This is a genomic window from Micromonospora sp. WMMD1082, from assembly GCF_029626175.1.
Lineage (GTDB): Bacteria > Actinomycetota > Actinomycetes > Mycobacteriales > Micromonosporaceae > Micromonospora.
Window position 1 is genome coordinate 6,886,884 of sequence record NZ_JARUBM010000002.1, and the last position, 23,653, is coordinate 6,910,536.

At 71.2% G+C, this 23,653-nt stretch carries 25 protein-coding genes and 1 pseudogene; 13 read left to right on the forward strand and 13 right to left on the reverse strand.

Features of this window, described 5'->3' with window-relative positions:
• Positions 1-367: 367 nt before the first annotated feature.
• The 4 genes from O7615_RS31660 (at position 368) to O7615_RS31675 (ending at position 2,912) form a co-directional block, all read left to right on the forward strand.
• Complete coding sequence (locus O7615_RS31660; protein ID WP_278181459.1) at positions 368-517, forward strand: hypothetical protein; 150 nt, start codon at positions 368-370, stop codon at positions 515-517.
• Positions 518-541: 24 nt separating this feature from the next.
• Entirely contained in the window at positions 542-1,234 is a 693-nt protein-coding gene (locus tag O7615_RS31665; protein WP_278181460.1) for a HEAT repeat domain-containing protein, read from the forward strand.
• Positions 1,221-2,228 (forward strand): MerR family transcriptional regulator, encoded by a 1,008-nt coding sequence (locus tag O7615_RS31670; RefSeq protein ID WP_278181461.1) that lies wholly within the window; start codon positions 1,221-1,223, stop codon positions 2,226-2,228. The genes O7615_RS31665 and O7615_RS31670 overlap by 14 nt, the downstream gene beginning before the upstream one ends.
• Before the next feature lie 81 nt (positions 2,229-2,309).
• Complete coding sequence (locus tag O7615_RS31675; protein ID WP_278181462.1) at positions 2,310-2,912, forward strand: DUF998 domain-containing protein; 603 nt, start codon at positions 2,310-2,312, stop codon at positions 2,910-2,912.
• On the opposite strand, the gene O7615_RS31680 is transcribed toward O7615_RS31675, so the two are convergent.
• Positions 2,909-3,367, reverse strand: a complete 459-nt coding sequence (locus O7615_RS31680; protein ID WP_278181463.1) for a MarR family transcriptional regulator — start codon at positions 3,365-3,367, stop codon at positions 2,909-2,911. The two genes, O7615_RS31675 and O7615_RS31680, sit on opposite strands and share 4 nt — an antisense overlap.
• 88 nt (positions 3,368-3,455) lie before the next feature.
• Here O7615_RS31680 and O7615_RS31685 point away from each other — a divergent pair, with 88 nt between their 5' ends.
• Both O7615_RS31685 and O7615_RS31690 read left to right on the forward strand, forming a co-directional pair.
• Positions 3,456-3,869, forward strand: a complete 414-nt coding sequence (locus tag O7615_RS31685) for a nuclear transport factor 2 family protein (protein WP_278181464.1) — start codon at positions 3,456-3,458, stop codon at positions 3,867-3,869.
• A 66-nt stretch (positions 3,870-3,935) separates the two neighbouring features.
• Positions 3,936-4,358, forward strand: a complete 423-nt coding sequence (locus tag O7615_RS31690) for a DNA-binding protein (RefSeq protein WP_278181465.1) — start codon at positions 3,936-3,938, stop codon at positions 4,356-4,358.
• A gap of 130 nt (positions 4,359-4,488) precedes the next feature.
• Here O7615_RS31690 and argH read toward each other — a convergent pair whose 3' ends face one another.
• The 9 genes from argH to O7615_RS31735 all read right to left on the reverse strand — a co-directional run bounded on the left by argH (position 4,489) and on the right by O7615_RS31735 (position 14,152).
• Complete coding sequence (gene argH, locus O7615_RS31695) at positions 4,489-5,952, reverse strand: argininosuccinate lyase (RefSeq protein ID WP_278182305.1); 1,464 nt, start codon at positions 5,950-5,952, stop codon at positions 4,489-4,491.
• Between the two features lie 58 nt (positions 5,953-6,010).
• Entirely contained in the window at positions 6,011-6,526 is a 516-nt protein-coding gene (locus O7615_RS31700) for an arginine repressor (RefSeq protein ID WP_278181466.1), read from the reverse strand.
• Positions 6,523-7,464, reverse strand: coding sequence for an ornithine carbamoyltransferase (gene argF, locus O7615_RS31705; protein WP_278181467.1), 942 nt, complete (start codon positions 7,462-7,464; stop codon positions 6,523-6,525). Before argF ends, O7615_RS31700 begins: the two co-directional genes overlap by 4 nt.
• Positions 7,461-8,699, reverse strand: coding sequence for an acetylornithine transaminase (locus O7615_RS31710; RefSeq protein ID WP_278181468.1), 1,239 nt, complete (start codon positions 8,697-8,699; stop codon positions 7,461-7,463). The genes argF and O7615_RS31710 overlap by 4 nt, the downstream gene beginning before the upstream one ends.
• Positions 8,700-8,775: 76 nt before the next feature.
• A complete protein-coding gene (argB, locus tag O7615_RS31715) occupies positions 8,776-9,684 on the reverse strand; it encodes an acetylglutamate kinase (protein ID WP_278181469.1) in 909 nt (302 codons plus the stop codon).
• A gap of 111 nt (positions 9,685-9,795) precedes the next feature.
• Complete coding sequence (gene argJ / locus O7615_RS31720) at positions 9,796-10,968, reverse strand: bifunctional glutamate N-acetyltransferase/amino-acid acetyltransferase ArgJ (protein ID WP_278181470.1); 1,173 nt, start codon at positions 10,966-10,968, stop codon at positions 9,796-9,798.
• A complete protein-coding gene (gene argC, locus O7615_RS31725) occupies positions 10,965-11,966 on the reverse strand; it encodes an N-acetyl-gamma-glutamyl-phosphate reductase (protein ID WP_278181471.1) in 1,002 nt (333 codons plus the stop codon). The genes argJ and argC overlap by 4 nt, the downstream gene beginning before the upstream one ends.
• A 145-nt stretch (positions 11,967-12,111) precedes the next feature.
• On the reverse strand, positions 12,112-12,792 hold the full coding sequence (locus O7615_RS31730; RefSeq protein WP_278181472.1) for a TrkA family potassium uptake protein: 681 nt from the start codon (positions 12,790-12,792) through the stop codon (positions 12,112-12,114).
• Positions 12,785-14,152, reverse strand: a complete 1,368-nt coding sequence (locus O7615_RS31735; RefSeq protein WP_278181473.1) for a TrkH family potassium uptake protein — start codon at positions 14,150-14,152, stop codon at positions 12,785-12,787. Before O7615_RS31735 ends, O7615_RS31730 begins: the two co-directional genes overlap by 8 nt.
• A 286-nt stretch (positions 14,153-14,438) precedes the next feature.
• On the opposite strand from O7615_RS31735, the pseudogene O7615_RS34365 reads away from it, so the two are divergent.
• From O7615_RS34365 to O7615_RS31750, 4 genes and pseudogenes are all read left to right on the forward strand, one after another.
• A pseudogene (locus O7615_RS34365) lies at positions 14,439-14,609 on the forward strand (helix-turn-helix domain-containing protein); the annotation flags it as partial.
• 33 nt (positions 14,610-14,642) lie between these two features.
• Positions 14,643-15,116, forward strand: coding sequence for a hypothetical protein (locus O7615_RS31740; RefSeq protein WP_347405136.1), 474 nt, complete (start codon positions 14,643-14,645; stop codon positions 15,114-15,116).
• 103 nt (positions 15,117-15,219) lie between these two features.
• Positions 15,220-16,137, forward strand: coding sequence for an ABC transporter ATP-binding protein (locus tag O7615_RS31745; protein ID WP_278181475.1), 918 nt, complete (start codon positions 15,220-15,222; stop codon positions 16,135-16,137).
• On the forward strand, positions 16,134-17,795 hold the full coding sequence (locus O7615_RS31750; protein ID WP_347405112.1) for an ABC transporter permease: 1,662 nt from the start codon (positions 16,134-16,136) through the stop codon (positions 17,793-17,795). The genes O7615_RS31745 and O7615_RS31750 overlap by 4 nt, the downstream gene beginning before the upstream one ends.
• Positions 17,796-17,855: 60 nt before the next feature.
• Here O7615_RS31750 and nhaA read toward each other — a convergent pair whose 3' ends face one another.
• The gene (gene nhaA / locus O7615_RS31755) at positions 17,856-19,130 is read right to left on the reverse strand and encodes a Na+/H+ antiporter NhaA (RefSeq protein ID WP_278181476.1); all 1,275 of its coding nucleotides are present in this window, start codon (positions 19,128-19,130) and stop codon (positions 17,856-17,858) included.
• Between the two features lie 159 nt (positions 19,131-19,289).
• Between nhaA and O7615_RS31760 the strand changes: the two genes are divergently transcribed.
• Genes O7615_RS31760 through O7615_RS31770 form a run of 3 tightly spaced genes read left to right on the forward strand, consistent with a single transcriptional unit; the run spans position 19,290 to position 21,335 of the window.
• A complete protein-coding gene (locus O7615_RS31760; protein ID WP_278181477.1) occupies positions 19,290-19,865 on the forward strand; it encodes a TetR family transcriptional regulator in 576 nt (191 codons plus the stop codon).
• Positions 19,858-20,583: an ABC transporter ATP-binding protein gene (locus O7615_RS31765; RefSeq protein WP_278181478.1), complete on the forward strand. Its 726-nt coding sequence runs from the start codon at positions 19,858-19,860 to the stop codon at positions 20,581-20,583. The genes O7615_RS31760 and O7615_RS31765 overlap by 8 nt, the downstream gene beginning before the upstream one ends.
• Positions 20,580-21,335, forward strand: a complete 756-nt coding sequence (locus O7615_RS31770) for an ABC transporter permease (protein WP_278181479.1) — start codon at positions 20,580-20,582, stop codon at positions 21,333-21,335. Before O7615_RS31765 ends, O7615_RS31770 begins: the two co-directional genes overlap by 4 nt.
• A 126-nt stretch (positions 21,336-21,461) precedes the next feature.
• Here O7615_RS31770 and O7615_RS31775 read toward each other — a convergent pair whose 3' ends face one another.
• Both O7615_RS31775 and O7615_RS31780 read right to left on the reverse strand, forming a co-directional pair.
• Positions 21,462-23,147 carry a sodium:solute symporter family protein gene (locus tag O7615_RS31775; protein ID WP_278181480.1) on the reverse strand — a complete coding sequence of 562 codons (1,686 nt, stop codon included), beginning with the start codon at positions 23,145-23,147 and terminating at the stop codon, positions 21,462-21,464.
• Positions 23,144-23,497: a DUF4212 domain-containing protein gene (locus O7615_RS31780; RefSeq protein WP_278181481.1), complete on the reverse strand. Its 354-nt coding sequence runs from the start codon at positions 23,495-23,497 to the stop codon at positions 23,144-23,146. Before O7615_RS31780 ends, O7615_RS31775 begins: the two co-directional genes overlap by 4 nt.
• Positions 23,498-23,653: the final 156 nt, after the last annotated feature.

The window sequence follows — 23,653 nt, forward strand, 5'->3', positions numbered from 1 at the left end:
CACCGGACCGCAGGGCGGAGACGATCGCCCGAGAGTAGATTCAAGATCGTGCTCGCTCCCGGATGGAGCACGATCATGGAGGTGCGTCACGGGCCAGCGCTTCTGCTGTGATCCGTCCACGCTCTCAGCTCGACAGCGCCGGCACCCCACCGGATCGTCCCCGCGCCGCACCGGCTTGGAGCCGGCCACGAGGCGATGCGGGACCTGTACCACCTCAACAATCCGCACGGTAGGCGGCGTTTACTCCTGCCGAGGGGGTGGCGATGGCCGAGACGTTCCACGAGTTCGTGGTGCACCGTTCGCCGGCGCTGTCCCGGACCGCCTATCTGCTCACCGGTGACCACCAGTTGGCGTTGGCCGCACCCGGGTGGCCGACCCACCGCGCGTCTTCGGCGGCCGGTTCTGGATGTGGAGCGTCCTCATCGTGGTGGCCCTGGGCGCGGTGACCGCGTACCGGTGCCGGGAGCAACTCGCGCTCTGGTGGGAAAGGCGCCGGAACTTGACCTTGTCACTGTGACAAGGTCTTCACTGGCTGTCGGAGGTGGTTCCCATCAACTCGGCAGGCAGGCACCCACCGGACGCGCGGCTGGTCGACGCGTTGGCCGCGGGGAGCGCGTCGACGCGGCTGCACGCGGCCCTGGCCATCGGCACGCACCCGGATCCCGGTGTGGTCGATGTGCTCGTGGCGCGGTGCGCGGTCGAGCCGGACTTCTTCGTGCGCGACATGCTCACCTGGGCGCTGACCCGCCTCCCGGCGGAGATCACGGTTCCGAGGCTGCGGGCGGAGCTTCGTTCCGGGCGTGCCCAGGCGCGTAGCCAGGCGCTGCATACCCTGTCCAAGATCGGGGACAGGAGCGCGTGGCCCGCGATCACGCGATCGTTGCTGCACGACGCCGACGACGAGGTCGCGCGGAGCGCGTGGCGCGCCGCCGTCGTCCTCGTACCCGATGGGGAGGAGGAAGCCCTGGCCACGGCGCTGGCCGCGCAGCTCGGCCGCGGTGACCGGGAGGTACGGCTCAGCCTGAGCCGCGCCCTCGTCGCGCTCGGCGACGTGGTCGAGCCGGTCCTGCAAGCGGCGATGGCAGGTCAGGACCCGGCGGTACGGGCGCACGCGCGCGCCACGGAGCGGCTGCTGCGCGACCCGGATGCCAGCTTCGACCTCGCCGTCGACGAGGCGAGGCGGGTCGTCGCGCTCGGTCCGGACGGGAGGGGACAGCTGGATGCTGATCGGTGAGGTGGCGCGCCGCTCGGGGGTCAGTGCGCGGATGCTCCGGCACTACGACTCCCTCGGGCTGGTCCAACCGACCGGCCGGACCGTGGGCGGCTACCGGGAGTACACCCCCGACGACGTCCGGCGGATCTTCCACGTGGAGGGGCTGCGCTCGCTGGGACTGTCGCTGCGCCAGATCGCGCGTACCCTCGACGATCCCGGATTCACCCCGTCCGCGCTGGTCGGCGACCTCATCCGAGGGACCGAGGAACGACTCCACCGGGAGCGCGAACTCCTCGATCGGCTGCGCAAGGTCGAGGCGGCCGAGCCCGCCGGATGGCAGGACGTCGCCCGCATCGTCGAGCTGCTGCACGGACTGGCGTCGCGCAGTGCCGCGCGGCGGCAGCAGGCCGTCCTGGCCCCGGTCGAGCACGAGTCGGTACCCGCCGAGCTGCTGGCCGAGGCGGTCCTCACCGAATCCGACCCGAACGTCGCCGGGGCCCTGCGGTGGGCCCTGGCGCGGGCCGGCGGTGACGGTGTGGCGAGCCTGGCGTACGGCATGGCCTCCGACGACGTCGACGTCCGACGGCGGGCGGTCGTGGCGCTCGCGGAGCTGCCCGGTGACGAGACGACCGCGATGCTCACGGATGCGCTCGCCGACCCGGACGCGGCGATCCGCCGGCGTGCCGCCCTTGCCCTGGGGACGCGCGGCGAGACCCGGGCCGTGCCGGCGCTCGTCGGCATCGTGGTCGAGGGCCCGAACGACGTCGAGGCGGCCGAGCTGCTGGGCGCGTTGGCCCGGGACGCGACGTGGGCAGACCGGATCATGAGCGCGCTGGTCGACGAACTCGCCGCCCCGACCGCGGACTCGGCGGTACGGATGCGACTGACCCAGGCACTCGCCGAGATGCCGGGGACCATCGCGCTGGACACGCTGCGCCACCTGGCCCGGGACGACGATCGGCCGGTGGCGCTCCTCGCCTCGGCTCTCGTGACGATGCGCGAAGCACGGCCATGACCATCGGCACTGTTCCGGCCGGCGACCGCGCGGTGTACTGAGACCGCCGGAGAGTCCGGCCGCAGCCGGAAGTGGGGTCACGTGGTCCTGTGGGCGGGCGCCGCCGGTGCGGCGCTGTTCGTGCTGGTGTTCCTCGTCGACGGCGGGAGCCGGCCGCACTACTCGGCGGTACGTCACCCGATCAGCGCCCTGGCGCTCGGCCGGCGAGGCTGGGTCCAGACGGCGAACTTCGTCGTCTCCGGCTCCGCGATCACGGCAGGGGCGCTCGGAGTGGTCGTCGAGGGACCGAGCGTCCTGGTCGGTGTGGTCCTGACCGTGTTCGGGCTCGGTCTCGTCGCATCCGGGGTGTTCCGGATGGATCCGATGCTCGGATATCCGCCGGGCGCTCCGGCCGGGATACCGGAGCAGCACAGCACACCGCACCGGATCCACGATATCGCCGGTGCCGTCGTCTTCCTGTCCCTGCCGCTCGCCGCGGCTGTCGGCACGTTCACGCTGCCGGGTACGCCCTGGAAGATCATCTCGGGCGTTGTCGCTGTCGCCCTGTTCCTCGGGTTCGGCCGGTTCGGCACGGCGTGGGAGGAGGTGTCGCCGCGCATCGGCCTCGTCCAGCGCGCCGTCGTCATTCCGGGATGGGGCTGGCTCGCTGCGCTCTTCACCGCGCTGGCGCTCGGGCTGAGCTAGTGACCCCGTACCGGGTCACTCCGGTTCGTGGTGGGGAGAACCTGCTGGAGCAGGCGGGTCAGCGTCTGCCGCTCCTCGGCCGACAGGGACTTGAGCAGCTCGTCCTGCACCTGATCGAGCACCCCGTCCATGTACCGCAACTGCCGGACACCGTCCCTGGTGAGGGTCACCCTGTTGCGCCGACCGTGCTCCGGGTCCGGCGTCCGGTCGACGTGACCCTGCTCGACCAGTTCGTTGACCGCCGCCACGATGTCGCTGCGGTCGATCCGGCACCGGCGGCCGAGCTGGGCCTGGCTCGCGGGCCCGAACTCGTGCAGCGCGGCCAGGATGCGGTAGTGGTACCCGCGCGCCCCCGCTGCGGTGAAGCCGTCGGACACCAGCCGGCGGACGTGCACGGCAAGCTGGGTGATCAGCCAACTCGGCTTCACCGCCAGGCGCTGGGGGATCTCGTCCATGGTGGCCACCCTATCGAGTTGGCGGGACCAACATCCTGGGTTAGTGTTGGTCAGACCAATGTTGGAGCAACCATCAAAGGAGGGCGTCGTGTCCGATGCCACCAGGACCGCCGACCGCGTCGAGATCGCCGAACTGTTCGGCAGGCTGGCCAACCTGCTCGACGACGGCCGCCACGACGACAGCCACACCGTCTACCACCCCGACGTCGTGGCGCACTCACCGCGCGGCCACGAGCTGCACGGCCTCGACGAGGTGACCGACTTCCTGAAGCGGACCCACGTCGCGGACGAGCACACCCAACACGTGCACGGCGACGTGCTGGTGCAGGCCGACGGCGACCGCGCGGAAGCCACCGCTAACCAGCTCGTGTACTTCTACCGCGACGGCGCGCCGCCGCACCGGACGAGCGGCCTGCGATCGGCCTGCACCGCCATACGCACCCCGGCGGGCTGGCGAATCAGCGACATGCGCATCACCCTCGCCTGGACCCAGGAGCACTGACGCGACCTGGCCATCGCGCATCAACATTCCGTTGACAACGTTTCGTTGAAGTGCTGGACTGGGCGCATGACCGCCGAGTCCTTCGTCGCGCCCGAGGCTGCCCAGGCTCGGGCGCACCGCACCTACACCGCCCTACAGCGGCTCACCGAGCGGCACGCCGCCACCGGGGAGCAGCGTCACCGGCACACCAACCCGTACGCTGCCGAGCCGTACGAGGCGATCGCCGTGGTGCTGGCGCTGGCCGCCGGGGCCGCCGAGGCGGTGCCGGGCGAGGAGCCGGTCGACGAGGCCGATCTGCTGGCCGCCCTCACCCTCTTCCCGCACCTGCGGGCCGAGATCGACACCATGGAGGCCGGTCTGCTGGACCTAGCCCGCAGCCGCGGGCTGACCTGGCAAACGATCGGGCACGGGCTCGGCCTGGGCAGCGCCCAAGCCGCCCGCCAACGCTACGACCGCCTAACCACCCGCACCACCCCCGCGAGCCCCTGACCCCGACCCTCCCGGCCAGCAACTTCAGGGATACTGCTGCCTCCCGGCTCGCTGAGGCAGCAGTATCCCTGAAGTTGTGCGGATCTTGCGGCGGGCGGCGGGCGGCGGGCGACGGGGGGCGGGAGAGGGCTCAGCGGGGGACGACCTGGTCGGCGGCCCATTCTCGCCAGCCGACCAGGCGGTCGGCGGCGGTGGAGAGCTGGTCGGCGACCGGGCCGGGGCCGGTCGAGCCGGGGGTGATCCGGGCGGCGAGGGCCGAACGGACCGACAGCACGTCGCGTACGGTCGGGTCGAGGTGCTCGCTGACCGTGGCCAGGTCGTCGTCGGAAACCTCGTCGAGGGCGCAGTCCCGGGCCGCGCAGAGCGCCACCAGCCGACCGGTGATCTCGTGCGCGTCGCGGAACGGCACGCCCCGGCGGACCAGCCAGTCGGCCACCTCGGTGGCCAGGGAGAAGCCCACCGGGGCGGCGGCGACCAGGCGGTCGACGCGTACCGTCATCGTGGAGATCATCCCGGCGAGGGCCGGCAGCAGCAGTTCCAGGGTGTCGACCGCGTCGAAGGCCGGCTCCTTGTCCTCCTGCATGTCCCGGTCGTACGTCATGGGCAGGCCCTTGAGCATGGTCAGCACGCTGACCAGCCCGCCGACGAGCCGACCGGACTTGCCCCGGGCCAGCTCGGCGATGTCCGCGTTCTTCTTCTGCGGCATGATCGACGACCCGGTGGCGAAGGCGTCATCCAGCTCGACCCAGCCGAACTCCTGCGACGTCCAGAGCACCACCTCCTCGCCGAGGCGGGACAGGTGCACCCCGATCAGCGCGGTGGCGAAGAGGAACTCGGCGACGAAGTCCCGGTCGGCCACCGCGTCCATCGAGTTGGCGAAGGACGTCCGGAAGCCCAACTCCTTCGAGACCGCCACCGGATCCAGCGGCAGCCCCGAGCCGGCCAGCGCCCCCGCGCCGAGCGGGCTGACCGCAGCCCGATGGTCCCAGTCCCGCAGCCGCTCCAGGTCCCGCAGCAGCGGCTGCACGTGGGCGAGCAGCCAGTGACCGAAGGTGACCGGCTGGGCGTGCTGGAGGTGGGTCATGCCGGGCGCGGCGGTCTCCACGTGCCGCCCGGCCTGCTCGACCAGCGCCTCCGCCAGCTCCACCAGCCGGGCGGCCACCCCCCGCGCGTGGTCGCGCAGATAGAGGCGCAGGTCGGTGGCGACCTGGTCGTTGCGGGACCGGCCGGCGCGCAGCTTGCCGCCGAGACTGCCGAGCCGCTCCAGCAGGCCCCGCTCCAGCGCGGTGTGCACGTCCTCGTCGTCCACCGTGGGGCGGAACGCCCCGGAGGCGCAGGCGGCCTCCAGGTCGTCGAGGGCGGCGAGGATGCGACCCAGTTCCTCCGGGTCGAGCAGCCCGGCGCCGGCCAGCACCCGGGCGTGCGCCCGGGAACCCGCGATGTCGTACGGGGCCAGCCGCCAGTCGAACTGCACGCTCACCGACAGCCGGGCGAGCGCCTCCGACGGCCCGCCCGCGAAGCGACCTCCCCACAGGCTCGTCCGGTTGGCCGCTGCGCTGTTCTCGGTCAGGCTCTTGTCGTCCACCCCGCCCATTCTGACGGTCATGGCCTCGGCCCACCCCACCGGGCATCCCGCCCACCGTCGAGCGTGGTCATGAGGTGGTGCTCCCTTCGACGCTCTCGTCGCGGCGGGCCCAGCCGGCGAGTCGCTCGCCGAGCGCGGCCCCGCCGTCGGCCCCACGGGCCACGACGAGGATGGTGTCGTCGCCGGCGATGGTGCCGACGACGTCCGTCAGGCCGGCCCGGTCCAGCGCGCTGGCCAGGTAGTGGGCCGCGCCCGGCGGGGTGCGCAGTACCGCGATGTTGCCGCTGGAGTCGACCTCGTTGAGCAGCTCACGCAGCAGCCGCACGAGCCGGGCCGGTGCCGCCTCGGCCTCGCGCAGCGGGCGGTGGCCGTCCTCCGGGATGACGTAGACGGCCCGGCCGTCACCGCCCCGGGCGGTGACCGCGCCGAGTTCCTTCAGGTCCCGGGAGAGGGTGGCCTGGGTGACCTGGACGCCCTCCTCGCCGAGCAGTTCGCCCAGCTCGGTCTGCGACCGGACCGCCCGGTCGCGGATCAACTCGACGATGCGGGCATGCCGGGCGGCGCGGGTCAGTGGTGCGGTCACGGTGTCTCCTTCACGCCTGTCTCCGCGAGCAGGAACGTCAGCAGCGCCTTCTGGGCGTGCAGCCGATTCTCCGCCTGGTCGAAGACGGCGCTGTGCGGGCCGTCGAGCACCTCGTCGGTGATCTCCTCACCCCGATGCGCCGGCAGGCAGTGCAGCACGATCGCCTCCGGCGCGGCATGCCCGAGCAGCGCCTTGTTGACCTGGTACGGCAGGAACGGGGTGTTGCGGTCCTGTCCGTCACCCTCCTGCCCCATCGAGGTCCAGGTGTCGGTGGCGACCACGTCGGCGTCCCGGACCGCCGCGACCGGGTCGGTGAGCACCCGGACCGAGCCACCGGTGCCGGCGGCGATCGCCTCGGCCCGGGTCACCACGGCGGCGTCGGGCTGGAACCCGGCCGGGCCGGCGACCCGCACATGCATCCCGGCGGCCGCGCCGGCGAGCAGGTACGAGTGGGACATGTTGTTCGCCGCGTCACCGACGTACGCCAGGATCCGGCCGGCGGTGCCGCCGCACCGCTCGCGGACGGTGAGCAGGTCGGCCAGCAGCTGACAGGGGTGGAACCCGTCGGTCAGCGCGTTGACCACCGGCACGGTGGCCCCGGAGGCCACCTCGGCGATCCGGTCGTCGCCGTGGGTACGCAGCACGATCGCGGCCACGTAGCGGGACAGCACCCGACCGGCGTCGGCCAGGGTCTCACCCCGACCGAAGTGGGTGACCTGGGTGTCCACCACGAGCGGGTGGCCGCCGAGTTCGGCGATGCCGGCGTCGAAGGAGATCCGGGTACGCAGGCTCTGCTTGTCGAAGAGCACCGCCACCGAACGGGGCCCGGCCAGCGGCCTGAACGCGAACCGGTCGACCTTCATCCGCGCGGCCAGGTCCAGCACCTCGGCCTGCTCCTGCGGCGACAGGTCGTCATCCCGCAAAAAGTGCCGAGTCATCCCCGGGCCTCCCCTGTCGTCGCCGTCGAGATCGTGGTGTCGCGCCGCTCCGCCGAGGGCCCGCCCGCACCGGGATCCGCCGCGAGTGCGGCGGGGAGGGCCGCCAGGAAGGCGTCGGCCTGGCCGGTGGTGAGGATCAGGGGCGGGGCCAGCCGGAGCACGTCCGGCTGGACCGGGTTGACCAGGAAGCCGGCCTCGCGCAGTGCCCCGGCGGCGGCGGGCGCCACCGGCGCGGTCAGGGTGATGCCGAGCAGCAGCCCGGCGCCCCGGACGCCGTCGACGAGCGGGTGACCGAGGGCCTCGATCCCCCGACGCAGCCGCTCGCCGACCCGCTTAACGTGGTCGAGCAGCCCCTCCTGGGCGATGGTGGAGATCACCGCCAGGGCGGCGGCACAGCTCACCGGGTTGCCGCCGAAGGTGCTGCCGTGCAGGCCGGGGCCGAGCAGGTCGGCGGCCGGGCCGAAGGCGACGGTGGCACCGATGGGCAGCCCGCCGCCCAGGCCCTTGGCCAGGGTCACCACGTCCGGCTCGACGCCGTCGGCCTGGTGGGCGAACCAGTGCCCGGTGCGACCGATCCCGGTCTGCACCTCGTCTAGCACGAGCAGCGCGCCGTGTCGGGCGGTGATCCGCCGCGCCTCGGCGAGGTAGCCGGGCGGCGGGACGACCACGCCGTTCTCGCCCTGGATCGGCTCCAGGATGACCATCGCGGTGGCCTCGGTCACCGCGGCTGCCAGGGCGACGACGTCGCCGTACGGGACGTGCGTGACCTCGCCCGGCAGGGGGCGGAACGGGTCGGCCTTGGCCGGCTGGCCGGTCAAGGCGAGGGCGCCCATCGTACGGCCGTGGAAGCCGCCGACGGTGGCGACCACGTGGGTGCGGCCGGTGCGCCGCGACAGTTTGAAGGCCGCCTCGTTGGCCTCCGCGCCGGAGTTGGCGAAGAAGACCCGGCCCGGCCGACCGGCGAGGGCCAGCAGCAGCTCGGCCAGGGCCACCGGCGGTTCGGCGACGAACAGATTGGACACGTGCCCGAGGGTGGCGACCTGCTTCGACACGGCGGCCACCACCGCCGGGTGGGCGTGGCCGAGGGAGTTGACGGCGATGCCGCCGAGCAGGTCGACGTACTCCCGGCCGGCCTCGTCGACCACGACGGCGCCGGCACCGGAGACCAGCGCCAGCGGCGGGGTGCCGTAGTTGTCCATCATCGACTGCCGCCAGCGCTGCACCAGAGCACTCATGCCGGCACTCCGCTTCGCTGCGTGCCGCCACGAGGCACCACCACGCTCAGCCTGACGATTCGCTCGCTCCGCTCACTCATGCCGGCACTCCATCCCGGGACGAGGGGACCACCATTGTTCCGAAGCCTTCCGACGTGAACACTTCCAGCAGCGTGGAGTGGGCCACCCGGCCGTCGACGACGTGCGCGGCGGGCACTCCCCCGCTGACGGCCCGCAGACAGGCCTCCATCTTCGGCACCATGCCCGATTCGAGCGACGGCAGCAGCTTCGTCAGCTCCTCGGTGGTGATCTCGCTGACCAGGCTGGACGTGTCGGGCCAGTTGGCGTAGAGGCCGGGCACATCGGTGAGCACCACCAGCTTGCGCGCCCGCAGGGCGACGGCGAGCGCGGCGGCGGCGGTGTCGGCGTTGAGGTTGTGCAGCACCCCGTCCGCGTCCGGCGCCACGGTGGAGATGACCGGGATCCGGCCGGCCGCGATCAGGTCGGCCACCGCCGAGGTGTCCACCGACTCGACGTCGCCGACCTGGCCGACGTCGACCGGTTGCCCGTCCACGTACGCGGGCCGCCGCACGGCGGTGAACAGGCCGGCGTCCTCGCCGGAGAGACCGACCGCGAGCGGGCCGTGCGTGTTGATCAGCCCGACCAGTTCCCGGCCGACCTGGCCGACCAGCACCATCCGGACCACGTCCATCGCCTCCGGGGTGGTCACCCGCAGGCCGCCCCGGAACTCGCTGTCGATGCCCAGCCGACCGAGCATGGCCGAGATCTGCGGTCCGCCGCCGTGCACCACGACGGGCCGGAGACCGACGTAGCGCAGGAACACCATGTCGGCGGCGAAGGCCCGCCGCAGCTCCGGGTCGACCATGGCGTTGCCGCCGTACTTGATCACGACGGTGGAGCCGGCGAAGCGGATCAGCCAGGGCAGCGCCTCGATCAGGGTGGCCGCCTTGGCCTGCGCCCGGCTGAGATCCGAGGTCAGGCTCACCAGGCCAACCTTTCGTTCGCGGCTGCGGGACTCCGCGCTGCGTTCCTCGCGCTCACCGGGCCAGCCTCTCGCTCGCGACTGCGGGACTCCGCTGCGCTGCGTTCCTCGCGCTCACGTGGAATACGCCGAGTTCTCGTGCACGTAGGCGTGCGACAGGTCGTTGGTCCACACCGTCGCCTCGGCGGCGCCGGCGTGCAGGTCGATCCGGATGGTGACGTCCCGACCGGTGAGGTCCACCTTCGACCGGTCCTCGGCGGCCGCGCCGGACCGGCAGACCCAGATCCCGTTGACCGCCACGTCGACGGCGTCCGGCGCGAACGCCGCGGCGGTGGTGCCGACGGCGGCCAGAATCCGGCCCCAGTTCGGGTCGTTGCCGAACAGCGCGGTCTTCACCAGGTTGTTGCGGGCTACCGCGCGGCCCACCTCGACCGCGTCGTCCTCGCCGGCCGCGCCGACGACGACGATAGCGACCTGCTTGGTGGCGCCCTCGGCGTCGGCGAGCAGTTGCTGGGCCAGGTCGTGGCAGGCGGTAGTGACCACCCCGGTCAGCTCGGCCGCGCTCGGCGCGATGCCGGAGGCGCCGCTGGCCAGCAGCAGCACCGTGTCGTTGGTCGACATGCAGCCGTCGGAGTCGACCCGGTCGAAGGTGACCCGGGTGGCGGCCCGCAGCGCGGCGTCGAGCAGCTCCGGGCCGGCCACCGCGTCGGTGGTGAGCACGCAGAGCATGGTGGCCATGGCCGGGGCCAGCATGCCGGCGCCCTTCGCCATGCCGCCGACGGTCCAGCCGTCGCCGTACGCCACGGTGTTCTTCGCCCGGGTGTCCGTGGTCATGATCGCCTCGGCCGCGGCAAGCCCGCCGGTGCCGCCCAGACCCGCGACGGCGGCGTCCACCCCCGGCAGGAGCCGGTCCATGGGCAGCCGCTCGCCGATCAGGCCGGTGGAGCAGACCGCCACCTCCCCCGCGCCCAGCATCCGGCGCGGGCTGGCCAAGGTCAGCGCGGCGGCGGTGTGCTCGGCGGTGGCGTGGGTGTCCTGGAAGCCGGCCGGGCCGGTGCAGGCGTTCGCCCCGCCGGAGTTGAGCACCACCGCGCGGACGACGCCACCCCGGACGACCTGCTGGGACCAGAGCACCGGCGCGGCCTTGACCCGGTTGGCGGTGAAGACCCCGGCCACGCCGGCGTCGGGGCCGTCGTTGACGACGAGAGCCACGTCGGGTGCCCCGCCGGTCTTGAGGCCCGCAGCGACCCCGGCCGCCCGGAATCCTCGGGGAGTGGTGACGGTCATGGACTCACGCCCCAGCTGGACAGGCCCGTGGTCTCGGGCAGACCGAACATCAGGTTGGCGTTCTGCACCGCCTGACCGGCGGCGCCCTTGCCGAGGTTGTCCAGGGCGGCGACCACGATCAGCCGGCCGGAGTCGACGTCGACGGTGGCCTGCAGGTGGCAGGAGTTGCCGCCCAGCGTGGCGGCGGTGTGCGGCCAGCGGCCCTCGGGCAGCAGGTGGACGAACGGGGCGTCCGCGTACGCCTCGGCCAGCACCGCCCGTGGGTCGGCCGCACCGGCCGGCAGCGCGGTCACCGTGGCCAGGATGCCGCGCGGCATCGGCGCGAGCACCGGGGTGAAGGAGAGCCCGGTCGCGCCGGTGGCCTGCTTGATCTCGGGCACGTGCTGGTGCGCGCCGACCTTGTAGGGCGACAGGTCACCCATCACCTCGCTGGCGAGCAGGTGCGCCTTGGCGGCCCGGCCGGCGCCGGAGGTGCCGGAGGCGGCGACCACCACCACGTCGGCGGGCCGGGCGGCGCCGGCGGCGATCAGCGGGGCCAGCGCCAGGGTGATCGTCGCGGCGTAGCAGCCGGTGTTGGCCACCCGGGCCGCGCCCGCGATCAGCTCCCGCTGACCGGGCAGTTCGGGCAGGCCGTAGGTCCACGCGCCGGCGTGCGGGCCGCCGTAGTAGCGGGCCCAGGCGTCGCCGTCGACGAGCCGGTGATCCGCGCCGAGGTCGACGATCCGGACACCGTCGGGCAGCCGGGCCGCGATGGCGGCGGACTCGCCGTGCGGCAGGGCGAGGAAGACCAGGTCGGCCTCGGCCAGCACGTCCGGTACGGTCTCGGTGAGGGTCAGCTCCAGCCCGGTGAGCTGGGGATGGACCGCGTCCAGGCGCTGCCCGGCCTGGCGGTGCGCGGTGGCGGTGACCAGGTCGAACTCGGGGTGCCCGGCGATCAGGCGCAGCAGCTCGCCACCGGCGTAGCCACTCGCCCCGGCAACCCCGACCCGAATTCCCATACCCACCTCCGCATGAATATGCAGTGAGCATAGCTGCGCTAGGCACCTAAGGCAACGCCATACAGGTCGTCGCATGACGTGCCGTTCCACGGCACCTGCCCGCACAACCACCCACGCTGAAACCGACGCGCCTCCCGTGTTGTCGCTACTCAGCGGCGGCGAAACGTTCGACGTTGTCGACGGGGCCGACGACGAGGATGAGGTCGCCGTAGCTGAGGACGGTGTCGGGGGTGGCGTGGGTGAAGCCCGGCCTGTGGCCGCCGATGCCCGCCTGGGGCTTGACCGCCACCACGGTCACGCCCCATCTGCTGCGCAGCCGGGAGTCGCGCAGCGGCATGCCGACGACGTCGCGGGGTGGTTTGGTCTTGATCACGGCGAAGTCGGCGTCGATCTCGACGTAGTCGAGGATGCGGCCAGTGAGTAGGTGGGCGGTGCGTTCGCCCATGTCGTGCTCGGGAGCGATGACGTGGTGGGCGCCGACGCGGGTGAGGATGTTGCGGTGTTGCCCGCTGATGGCCTTGGCCCAGATGTCGGGGATGCCGAGTTCGGCTAGCAGGGATGTGGTGAGGATGCTGGCCTGGATGTCGGTGCCGATCGCGACCACGGCGCGGTGGAAGTCCCCGACGCCGAGTTGGCGCAGTGCCTCGATGTCGGTCGCGTCGGCGGTGATCACGTGGGGGATCTGCCCGACCAGGCTCTGCACCACCTTTGGGCGGTGGTCGATGCCGAGGACTTCGGTGCCTCGCTTGACCAGTTCCAGGGCCAGTGCGGTGCCGAAACGGCCCAGGCCGATCACGACCACCGGCTCGTTGCGGATGTCAGCCAACGATCGTCCTTTCCTCGGGTAGTTCGAAGCGCCGGTTGCGGTCGCGCAGCGCCAGTGCGGAGGCCAGGGTGAGAGGTCCGATACGGCCCGCGAACATCAGCATCACGAGCAGGATGTCGGCCTGCGGCGGAAGGTTACCGGTGATGCCGGTGGACAGGCCGACGGTGCCGAAGGCGGACACGACCTCGAATAACACCACGTCGAGGCGGTACGGGGTGATGGCCAGCAGGATGAACGTGGCGACGACCACGGCGCCGGCGCTGAGCAGCACGACGGCGAGGGCCTGACGCTGGTTGCTGGTGGGGATCCGGCGGTGCCCGACGTTGACGTGGGTCTCGCCGCGCATCTCTGACCACAGGACGAAGGCGAGTAGTCCGAAGGTGGTGACCTTGATGCCGCCGGCGGTGCCGGCGCTGCCGCCGCCGATGAACATCAGCACGTCGCTGGCGAGCAGGCTCTCCGGGCGCATCGCGCCGATGTCGACGCTGTTGAACCCGGCGGTCCGGGTCATCGTCGAGGCGAAGAACCCGGCCAGCAGCTTCTGCGGCCCGTCCAGCGGCCCGAACGTGGCCGGGTTCGAGTATTCGGCGATGGTGAACACGAGGGTGCCGGCGGTCAGCAGGACGACGGTGAGCACGAGGGTGATCCGGGTTGTCACCGACCAGAACGCCGGACGGCGCCAGGTCCGGGTGAGTTCGAAGACGACCGGGAAGCCCAGGCCGCCGAGGATGACCGCGGTCGCGACGGTGAGGGTGATCCACGGGTCGGCCACGTATCCCATCAGGCTGTCGGCCCGGGTGGAGAAGCCCGCGTTGTTGAACGCGGAGATCGCATGGAACACACCGTCGTAGAGTGCGGACACGAACGGCTGCTCGTATGTGGTGGCGAGCCGGACTGTGAGCAGCACGGCGACGACGGCCTCGCTGATCAGGCTGAACACCACGATGCGGCGTACCACACCCCGTACATCGCTGAGATTCAGACTCTTGGTCTCCGCCTGGGCCAGGAAGCGGGCCCGTAACCCGAGTCGCCGCGACACCAGCACGGTGAACAGGGTGGCCAGTGTCATGATCCCCAGGCCGCCGACCTGGATGAGCAGGAGAATGACCGCCTGACCGAAGCCGGACCAGTAACTGCCGGTGTCGACGGTGATCAGACCGGTGACGCAGACCGCCGAGGTGGCTGTGAACAGCGCGTCCACGACCTCGGCCCGTTGACCGGATCGGGTCGCCACCGGCAGCGACAGCAGGCCCGTACCGACCGCGACGGCCGCGGCGAATCCGGCGGCGATGACCTGTGCCGGATGCCGGAACCCGTCGCCACCTCGCTGCCACGCCGGCCGGCGAGTCAGCAACCGCATGATCCGGCACCAGAATCACCCGCGTGGTACTGCCAGTCGCAGGCCAAACGGGCCACGGCAGCCGGTCGGGCACGAGCCCGCCCGGCCGCTCGGAGGTCGATGCCCCGCGAGCCGGTGGTGGTCAACACGGTGCGCATCCTTCCACGTCCACCACCGAAACACGGACCGGACCTCGGTGCTCACCGCTGATCGGCATGCCGTGACGAGGGTGTGGCGCGACGGGCACGGTCGGGTGTTGCGGACCGATTGAACAAGCGTTTAATCTGAGGCTGTGGCGTCGGAGGACGTGGGGTTTGATGATCGGGTCGGCGAGTTCGCCACCGCGATTCGCATCCGTGACGCCGCCATCGCCCGATTCGGCCGCGACGGTTTCCAGGTCGGACTGCGTGCCATCGCCGCCGACGCCGGGGTCACCGCCGGCCTGGTGATCCATCATTTCGGTTCCAAGGACGGGCTGCGCCGCGCCTGCGACGAGCATGTCCTCGCGGTGATGCGCGAGGAGAAGGCGAAGGCGTTGACCGACGGCAGCGGGGCGATGCTGTTGGCGCAGATGGCCGAGGTGGAGCGGTTCGCGCCGCTGGTGCAGTACCTGCTGCGCAGCATGCAGGCCGGCGGGGAGTTGGCGCTCAGGCTGGTGGAGCACATGATCGCCGACGCCGAGGCGTACCTGGCGACGGGCGAGGCGGCCGGGGTTGTCCGGCCCAGCCGGGACCGGGCTGCCCGTACGCGGTACCTGGCTTATCAGGCGACCGGCAGCATGCTGCTCTGGTTCACCCTGCATGGTGCTGACGCCGAGCCCGAGGACTTTCCCGCACTGTTCCGCCGGTACGTCGAGGAACTCGTGCTGCCCGCGTTGGAGTTGTTCACGCAGGGGCTGCTCGTCGACCGGTCGATGCTCGACGAGTACCTGATGTACGTCCCGGATCCGCCGCGGGCAGGCGACGCAGACAACGCTGCACGCTAGCCACCACGTTCCGGCGTGGCCCCTTCTCTCGCGAGATCCACCGCGATCGACGACATCAGATCCCAGGCTGCTCCTGGGCCTTCCTCGAACGAGGTCTACAACGATGACCGCTGCCATCGACATCCAACACATCGACAAGTCTTTCGGCCGGGTGCGGGCGCTGGACGGGCTCGACCTGCGGGTCGCCACCGGCACCGTGCACGGCTTCCTCGGCCCCAACGGTGCCGGCAAGTCCACCACGATCCGGATCCTGCTCGGGCTGCTGCGCGCGGACGCCGGCCAAGCCCGGCTGCTCGGCGGTGACCCCTGGGCGGACGCCGTGCGCCTGCATCGCCGGCTCGCGTACGTCCCCGGCGATGTGGAGCTGTGGCCCAACCTGACCGGCGGCGAGGCGATCGACCTGTTCGCCCGTCTGCGCGGCGGCTCCGATCCGGTCCGCCGCGACGAGCTGTGCCAGCGTTTCGACCTCGATCCGAGTAAGAAGGGTCGTACCTACTCCAAGGGCAACCGGCAGAAGGTGGCCCTGATCGCGGCGCTGGCCAGCGACGTCGAACTGCTGCTGCTCGATGAGCCCACCGCCGGGCTGGACCCGCTGATGGAGGCGGTGTTTCAGGAGTGCATCCGCGAGGCCAAGGACGCCGGGCGCACGGTGCTGCTGTCCAGCCACATCCTCGCCCAGGTCGAGGTGCTCGCCGACCAGATCTCGATCATCCGGCAGGGAAGGATCGTCGAGACCGGCTCCCTGACCGACCTGCGCCATCTGACCCGCACCTCGGTCGAGGCGATCACCGACCGCCCTGCCGACGCCCTCGCCGTCCTGCCCGGCGTGCACGGCCTGCACTCCGAGGACGGCCATGTCCGCTTCGAGGTCGACGGCGACCACCTCGCCGCCGTGGTGCGCCAGCTCGGCGACTTGGGCGTGCAGGGACTCACCGTCCGTCCGCCAACGCTGGAGCAACTGCTGCTGCGTCACTACGGCGAGCAGCTCGGACACAACGGCGCCGCGGAGGTGGCGCGATGAACACGACGACGCTGGGACGTTCGGCACCGGTCGGCGTCGTCGTGCACGGCGGTAACCTCGCCGGGGTCGGCACCCTCCTGCGGTTCATGCTGCGTCGGGACCGGATCCGCTTCCCTGCCTGGACCCTCGGGCTGACGCTGCTGATGACCTACTTCGCCACCGCGCTGGACAGCATCGTGCAAAGCCCGGAGGACCTGGAGGGGCTGACCGCGTTCTCCGGCAGCCCGGCCGGCGCGCTGTTCGGCGGACCCGGCTTCGGCTTCGACCAGCTGACCATCGAACGCTTCCTCGCCGGCCAGTACGGCCTCTACGTGGCGGTCGGGGCCGGCCTGATGGGCCTGCTCACCGTCGTGCGACACACCCGTGCCGAGGAGCGCACCGGGCGGGCCGAACTTATCCGGGCCAACGTGGTCGGCCGGCACGCCCAACTCACCGCCGCGCTGACGCTGACCGCCGCGATGGCGGTGCTGGTCGCCCTGCTGATCGGCGCCACGATGGCCAGCCGTGGGTTCGACGTCGGTGGGTCGCTGCTGTTCGGCGCATCGATCGGCGCGGTGGCGCTGGCCTTCGCCGGCATCGCCACGGTCACCGTCCAACTGTCGGAGTATCCGAGGGCCGCCTCCGGCATGGCCGGCGCCGCGCTCGGTGCCGCGTTCGTCCTGCGGGGGCTCGGCGACATGGCCGCGGTGCAGGGCAGCGGGCCGTCCTGGCTGTCCTGGCTGTCGCCGATCGGCTGGTCCCAGCAGACCGCACCCTACGTCCACGACCGTTGGTGGCCGCTGGCTGTCTCACTCACGTTCGCGGCGGCCACCGCCGCCGTGGGCTTCGGCCTGTCGGCCCGCCGGGACTTCGGCGCCGGCCTGGTGCCGCCCCGGCCGGGCTCACCGCGGGCCGCCGCCTGGCTCGCCGGTCCGCTCACGCTCGCGTTCCGGCTGCACCGGGCCGCGCTGATCGGATGGACTGCGGCGTTGTTCGTCGCCGGGCTCGCGTACGGCTCGTTCACCCAGCCGCTGATCGACGGCTTCGCCGACGCACCCGCGGACCTGGTGGCCATCATGGGCGGCGCGGAGAACCTCCTGGACGGCTACCTCGGCATGATGGGCCTGACCATGGCACTCACCGTGGGGGTCTACGCGGTCCTCGCCGTGCAGTCCCTGCGCGCCGAGGAGATCGAGGGCCGAGCCGAGCCGGTCCTCGCCACGTCGGTGAGCCGGGCGGCCTGGCTTGGCAGCCACGTCGCCGTCGCCGCTGCCGGCGTGCTCTGGCTACTGCTGGCCGCGGGCCTCGGTATGGGGGTCGGCGCGGCAGTGAGTACCGGCGACGCCGGACTGGTCGGCGAACTGCTGCTCGGCCACGTCGCCCACACCCCGGCGACCTGGCTCGTCCTTGCCGTTGCCAGCCTGCTCTACGCGGCAGCGCCAAGGGTACTGCCGCTGATCTGGGTGGTGCTCGGCTACGGGCTGATCGTCGGCTACTTCGCCCCGATCCTCGACATCCCCACCGCCGCGCTGCGTCTGTCACCGTTCGAGCACATCGGCGAATACCCTCTGGAGGACGTCAACGTGGCCGCGGTCATCGTGCTGACCCTGCTCGCCAGCATGCTGGTGCAGGTCGCCGTCGCCGTGTTCCGCCGTCGCAACCTGACCGGCAACGCCTGACACCCGGGAACACCCTGGGCCCGAGGCGATGCAGGTGCTTCGGGCCCAGGTCCACTGGCACTATTCGTCGGCGGGGTCGCGGATGGGTCGGGTGTCGGTGTCGACCATTCCGTCTTCGTTCATGTCCCGGTGTCGTGCCTTGCGGGCGTCCCACCGCAGGGTGGCTGCGGCGAGGATCGCGGCGAGCAGCGTGCCCGCGAGCACGCCGATCGTGGCGCCGTCGGTGTGCGTGGCGTCGGGGAAGGAGAGTTCGGCGATGAGCAGCGAGACGGTGAAGCCGATGCCGGTGAGGAATCCGATCGGCAGTAGGTCGCGCAGGCCGATCGCGTCCGGCAGGCGCAGTGTGGTGAATCGGGTGACCAGTGCCGTGACGCCGAGCACCCCGATGAGCTTGCCTCCCACCAGGGCGAGGACGATCGCGAGGACCACCGGCTGCGTGAGCACGGCCTCTCCGCCGTCGCCGCCGACAACGGTGACACCGGCGGCGAAGAACGCGAACACCGGCAACGCGAACCCGGACGAGATCGGACGCACCGCGTGCTCGAACCGGTGGGTGCGGGCAGTGGGTTCGCCGTGTACGGGACGGGCGGTCACGCAGAACCCGAGTAGGACGCCGGCGATGGTCGCGTGCACCCCGGAGGCGTGCATGAACCCCCACCCGATCACCGCGACGGGCAGCAGCAGCCACCATGTGGGGTGGGCCGACCGGGCGATGACCCGGAACACCGCGATCGCGGCGAAGGCGATCACGAGGGCCACCCCGTCGAGGCTGCCGGTGTAGAACACGGCGATCACGATGATGGCGAGGAGGTCGTCGACCACCGCCAGGGTCAGCAGGAACGTCCGCAGTGCGACCGGCAGACCTCGGCCGAAGATCGCCAGTACCGCCAGCGCGAACGCGATGTCCGTGGCGGTGGGGATCGCCCACCCGCGCAACGCGGACGCATCCCCCAGCGCCGTGACCACCGCCACGAACACGATCGCGGGCAGCAGCATCCCACCGACGGCCGCGAGTACCGGGACTGCCGCCTCGCCGACCCGGCGCAAGCTACCGGCGACGATTTCCTGCTTGAGTTCGACGCCGACGACGAAGAAGAAGATCGCCAGCAGGCCATCAGCGGCCCACGCCGATACGGACAGGTCCAGGTGTAGGGCGGCGGGGCCGATGACGGTATCGGAGACGGTCGTGTAGTAGTCGCGCCAGGGCGAGTTCGCGACGGCCAGCGCCGCGACCGCCGCGGCGAGGAGCAGGGCGCCACTCGTGGTTTCCAGCGACACCCACCGGCGGAACCGGCCGTGCCGGGATGAACGGGCCACAGCGTGTGGGTCAGACATCAAGCGCTCTCCGTCGACGTCGATGCCCGTCGGCTGGGTCGCCGGCGGGCATGCCGACCAGGCTTCCCGGCGCACCGATGATCACTCTAGCCGGCGCCGGTCATCGCGGCACGTGAGGCAACCGAGAACCGCCTCATGCTAGTGGCTAACATTCGGGGCATGACGTCGAGGGAACTTCACGGCAAACGTGCCCGCACGCGGGAGCGCCTGGTGGGTCATGCGCTGGACCTGTTCGAGCAGCAGGGCTTCGAGCAGACCACCGTGAGCCAGATCGCCGCCCGCGCGGGAGTGTCGGAGATGACGTTCTTCCGCTACTTCGCGAGCAAGGACAGGGTCGTGCTCGATGACCCGTACGATCCGGTCATCGCCGAGGCGGTCGCCGGTCAGCCGGCGACGCTGCCACCGCTGGTCCGGGTTACCCGCGGCCTACGGTCGGCGCTCGCCGGGATGGACGACCTGGAGAACCAGGTGGCTCGGCGCCGGGTCCGGATCGTGGCGACCACTCCGGCGCTGCGCGCTGGCATCGTCGCGGCCAACGCGGCGACCGAGGCGGCCATCGCCGACCGGCTGATCGCCGACGGTGTCCCGGCCCTGCCGGCCCGGGTCGCCGCCACGGCCACCCTCGCGGCGCTGACCTGCGCCCTGCTGGAGTGGGCGACAGCCGAGGAACGGATCAGCCTCACCGCCGCGGTCACCGCCGCACTGGACACCATGGAGGCGGGCCGGCATGACTGACCGGCTGACGGTTCATGGCCTGGTCCGGGACTTCGGCGCCGGTGCCGGTGTGTTCGGCATCGACCTCACCGTGCACCCTGGCGAGATCCACGCCCTCGTCGGCCTCAACGGCGCGGGCAAGACCACCCTGATGCGGCTGATCCTCGGCATGCTGCGCCCCACCACCGGGACCTGCCGGATCAACGGCCAGCACCTCGCCCACCTCGACGCCAGAGACTGGGCCCGGATCGGCCACCTGGTCGAGCACCCCTTCGCCTACCCCGAACTCGACGTACGGACCAACCTGCTGCTCGCCGCGCGACTGCGCCGGATCCCGACCGCCGAGGCCGCCGACCTCGCCGACACGGCGATCACCGACCTCGACCTGACCCGGTACGCCCGCGTCCCCGCTCGCCGACTCTCCCAGGGCAACCGGCAACGCCTCGGCCTCGCCGCCGCGCTCCAGCACCACCCCGACCTGATCGTGCTCGACGAACCGACCAACGCCCTCGACCCCGCCGGCGTGATCCTGCTGCGCACCACGCTGTCCCGCCGAGCTGAAGCCGGTGCCGGCATCCTGGTCTCCAGCCACCACCTCGACGAGGTCGCCCGCATCGCCCACCGCATCTCCGTCGTCAACCGAGGCCGGCTCATCGGCACCCTCGACCCCGACGCCCCCGACCTCGAACGCGCCTTCTTCACCCTGGTCTACGACGACGAACGGGAGCACCCGCGATGACACCCGCCCTGACCGCAGCACTACACGTCGAACTCCGGAAACTGGCGGCGTCCCGGGTCATCCGCACGACCACCGTCCTGGTCGTGGCCGGCATCACCATTCTGTCGACCGCTCTCACTTCCGCAGCGCGACGCGGCAACGAACAGGTCATCGCCCAACTCGGTCCACTGGCCGACGCCACCGGATGGACCCTGCTGACCGGCGTGGCAGCCCAGATCACCGCGGCCGGCGGACTGCTCGCCTTCGGCGTCGCCCTGAGCTGGCTCGTCGGCCGCGAGTTCAGCGACGCCACGATCACCGGCCTGTTCGCCCAGCCGGTCTCCCGACGTGCCATCGTCGTCGCGAAACTCCTGTCCCACCTGTTGTGGGCCGTCCTGGTCGCCACCGCCCTGACCACCCTCATCGCTCTTGTCGGCACGCTCCTCGGGCTGGGCGCCTGGCACAGCGACGCCCTCGGGCGGCAGCTCGTCCTGACCATCCTGTCCGCACTCGTCGCCACCCCGGCCGCCTGGGCGGCAACCCTCGGACGAGGACCACTACCCGGCATCGCCACCACCATCGGCCTGATCGTCGTCGCACAGGTCGCGGTCGTCGCGGGCGCCGGCGCATGGCTGCCCATCGCCGCGCCCGCCCTGTGGGCACTACAACCCCACACCGTCACCCCAACCCAACTCGCCCTCGCCGCCGCCATACCCGCCAGCTTCACCGCGCTGACCGTCACCGCATGGAACCGGCTGCAACTCAACCGCTAGCCATGGTTCCTTAGTCGAAGGCGTGGACGGGAGAGCAGTGATCGCTCGCCGGTACGGCCGGTCGCCGGCCCCAACGTCAGTGGTGTGGGCCGGCGACCGGTGGTATTCCGATATGGATGGTTGAGGTCAGGCCGCGTCGGCGGTGCTGCCGGCAGCGACGGCGCGACGCTCGGACGGGTAGCGGATGCTCTCCACCATCTCGACGATCTCGTCCCGTGGCGGCGCGGTCATCTTCGATACCACGATCGTCACGACGAAGTTGACGATCGCGCCGATGGTGCCGATGCCCTCCGGGCTGATGTCGAGAATGTGCGGGTTGGCCTCGGTGCCGAACACCGGCAATGTGTAGATCATATAGATGGCGGTGAACACCATGCCGGTGATCATGCCGGCCGCCGCGCCCGCCGAGTTGCATCTCTTCCAGAAGATGCCGAGCACGATGACCGGGAAGAAGCTCGCCGCCGCCAGTCCGAAGGCGAACGCCACCACCTGGGCCACGAACGCCGGCGGGTTGATGCCGGCGTAGATCGAGATCAGCACCGCCAGACCCATCGCGACCCGGCCGGCCAGCAGCCGCTGCTGGTCGGTCGAGTCCCGCTTGACCCGGCGGAAGTACAGGTCGTGCGAGAAGGACGAGGAGATGACCAGCAGAAGTCCGGCTGCGGTGGACATCGCGGCGGCCAGGCCACCGGCAGCGACCAGGCCCACGATCGGCGCCGGCAGGCCGGCGATCTCAGGACTGGCCAGCACCAGGATGTCGTTGTTGACGACCAGGTCCGCGCCGGAGGCCGGGTTGTTGCTGACCGAACCGATGGTTGTCACACCCTCGCCGACCGTGACCAGGCCGGTAGCCGCCCAGTTGTCGACCCAGGCGGGCAGCGCGTCGGTCGATGCGCCGTTGACGCCCTGCAGCAGGTTCAGCTTGGTGAACGCGCCCACCGCCGGAGCCGTCGTGTAGAGCAGGGCGATGAACAACAGCGCCCAGAACGCCGAGTAGCGGGCACCACGCACGCTCTTCGTCGTGTAGAACCGGACGATCACGTGCGGCAGACCGGCGGTGCCGATCATCAGCGACATGGTCACCAGAAAGACGTCGATCTGCGGCCGGGCCGCGAACGCGTCGGTGAACTGGGCCATCCCCAGTTCGAGGCTGATCGCGTTGAGTTCGTCGAGGATCTGCCCGAAGGACACCTGCGGGATCGGGATGCCGGTCATCTGCTGGGCCACCGCCACCGCGGGGATCAGGTAGGCGACGATCAGCACCGTGTACTGGGCCACCTGGGTCCAGGTGATGCCCTTCATACCGCCCAGCACCGCGTACAGGCCGATGATCACCGCGGCGACGATGACGCCACCGGTGACGTCAAGACCCAGGAAGCGGCTGAACACGATGCCGCCACCACGCATCTGCCCGACCACATAGGTGAAGGAAATGATGATGGCGGCGACGGCGGCGACGGTGCGGACCAACTCCGAATACCGGTCACCGACGAACTCGGGGACCGTGAACTTGCCCCACTTACGCAGGTACGGCGCGATCAGCAGGGCCAGCAGCACGTAACCGCCGGTCCAGCCCATCAGGTAGATAGAGCCGTCCGAACCGAGGAAGGCGATCAGACCGGCCATCGAGATGAACGAGGCCGCGGACATCCAGTCGGCGGCGACTGCGGCACCGTTGGCGATGGTGGGAATGCCCTGGCCGGCCACGTAGAAGCCGGCGGTCTCCCTCACCCGGCTGCGCCAGGCGATGGTGATGTAGACGGCGAACGAGGCGCCGATGAAGATGAGGGTCCAGAGCTGGATCTGGCTCACCTAACCGCCCCCTCGGTCTCCTGCTCCTCGACACCGAACTGGCTGTCGAGGCGGTCCATCATCTTCGCGTACACCAGAATCAAGATCACGAAGACGTAGATCGACCCCTGCTGGGCGAACCAGAAGCCGAGTGGGAAGCCGGCGATGACGATCTCGTTCAGTGGTTCGACCAGCAGAACGCCGAAGCCGAACGAGACGATGAACCAGATGGCCAGCAGAATCACCATGAGCCGCAGGTTCCGGCTCCAATACTCCTTGCGCCAGCCGTTGTCTGGCGGCGACGCCGGGGGTGGTGGCGACGGTGGCGGCTCACCGCCACGGCTTGTCTTATCGGGGGTTACCTCGGTCATGTGTGGTGCCCTCCTAGTCGGTACGGAACCGCCTCCGGCGAGGGGCTGCGACACGGCGACCGGAAGGTCGTGGTGGTGGCGCCGCGGCCCGATCCGCACCCCGGCGGCAAGTCCCCCGCCCGACGGGATGTGCGGTCGATCACACCCTGAGGTTTG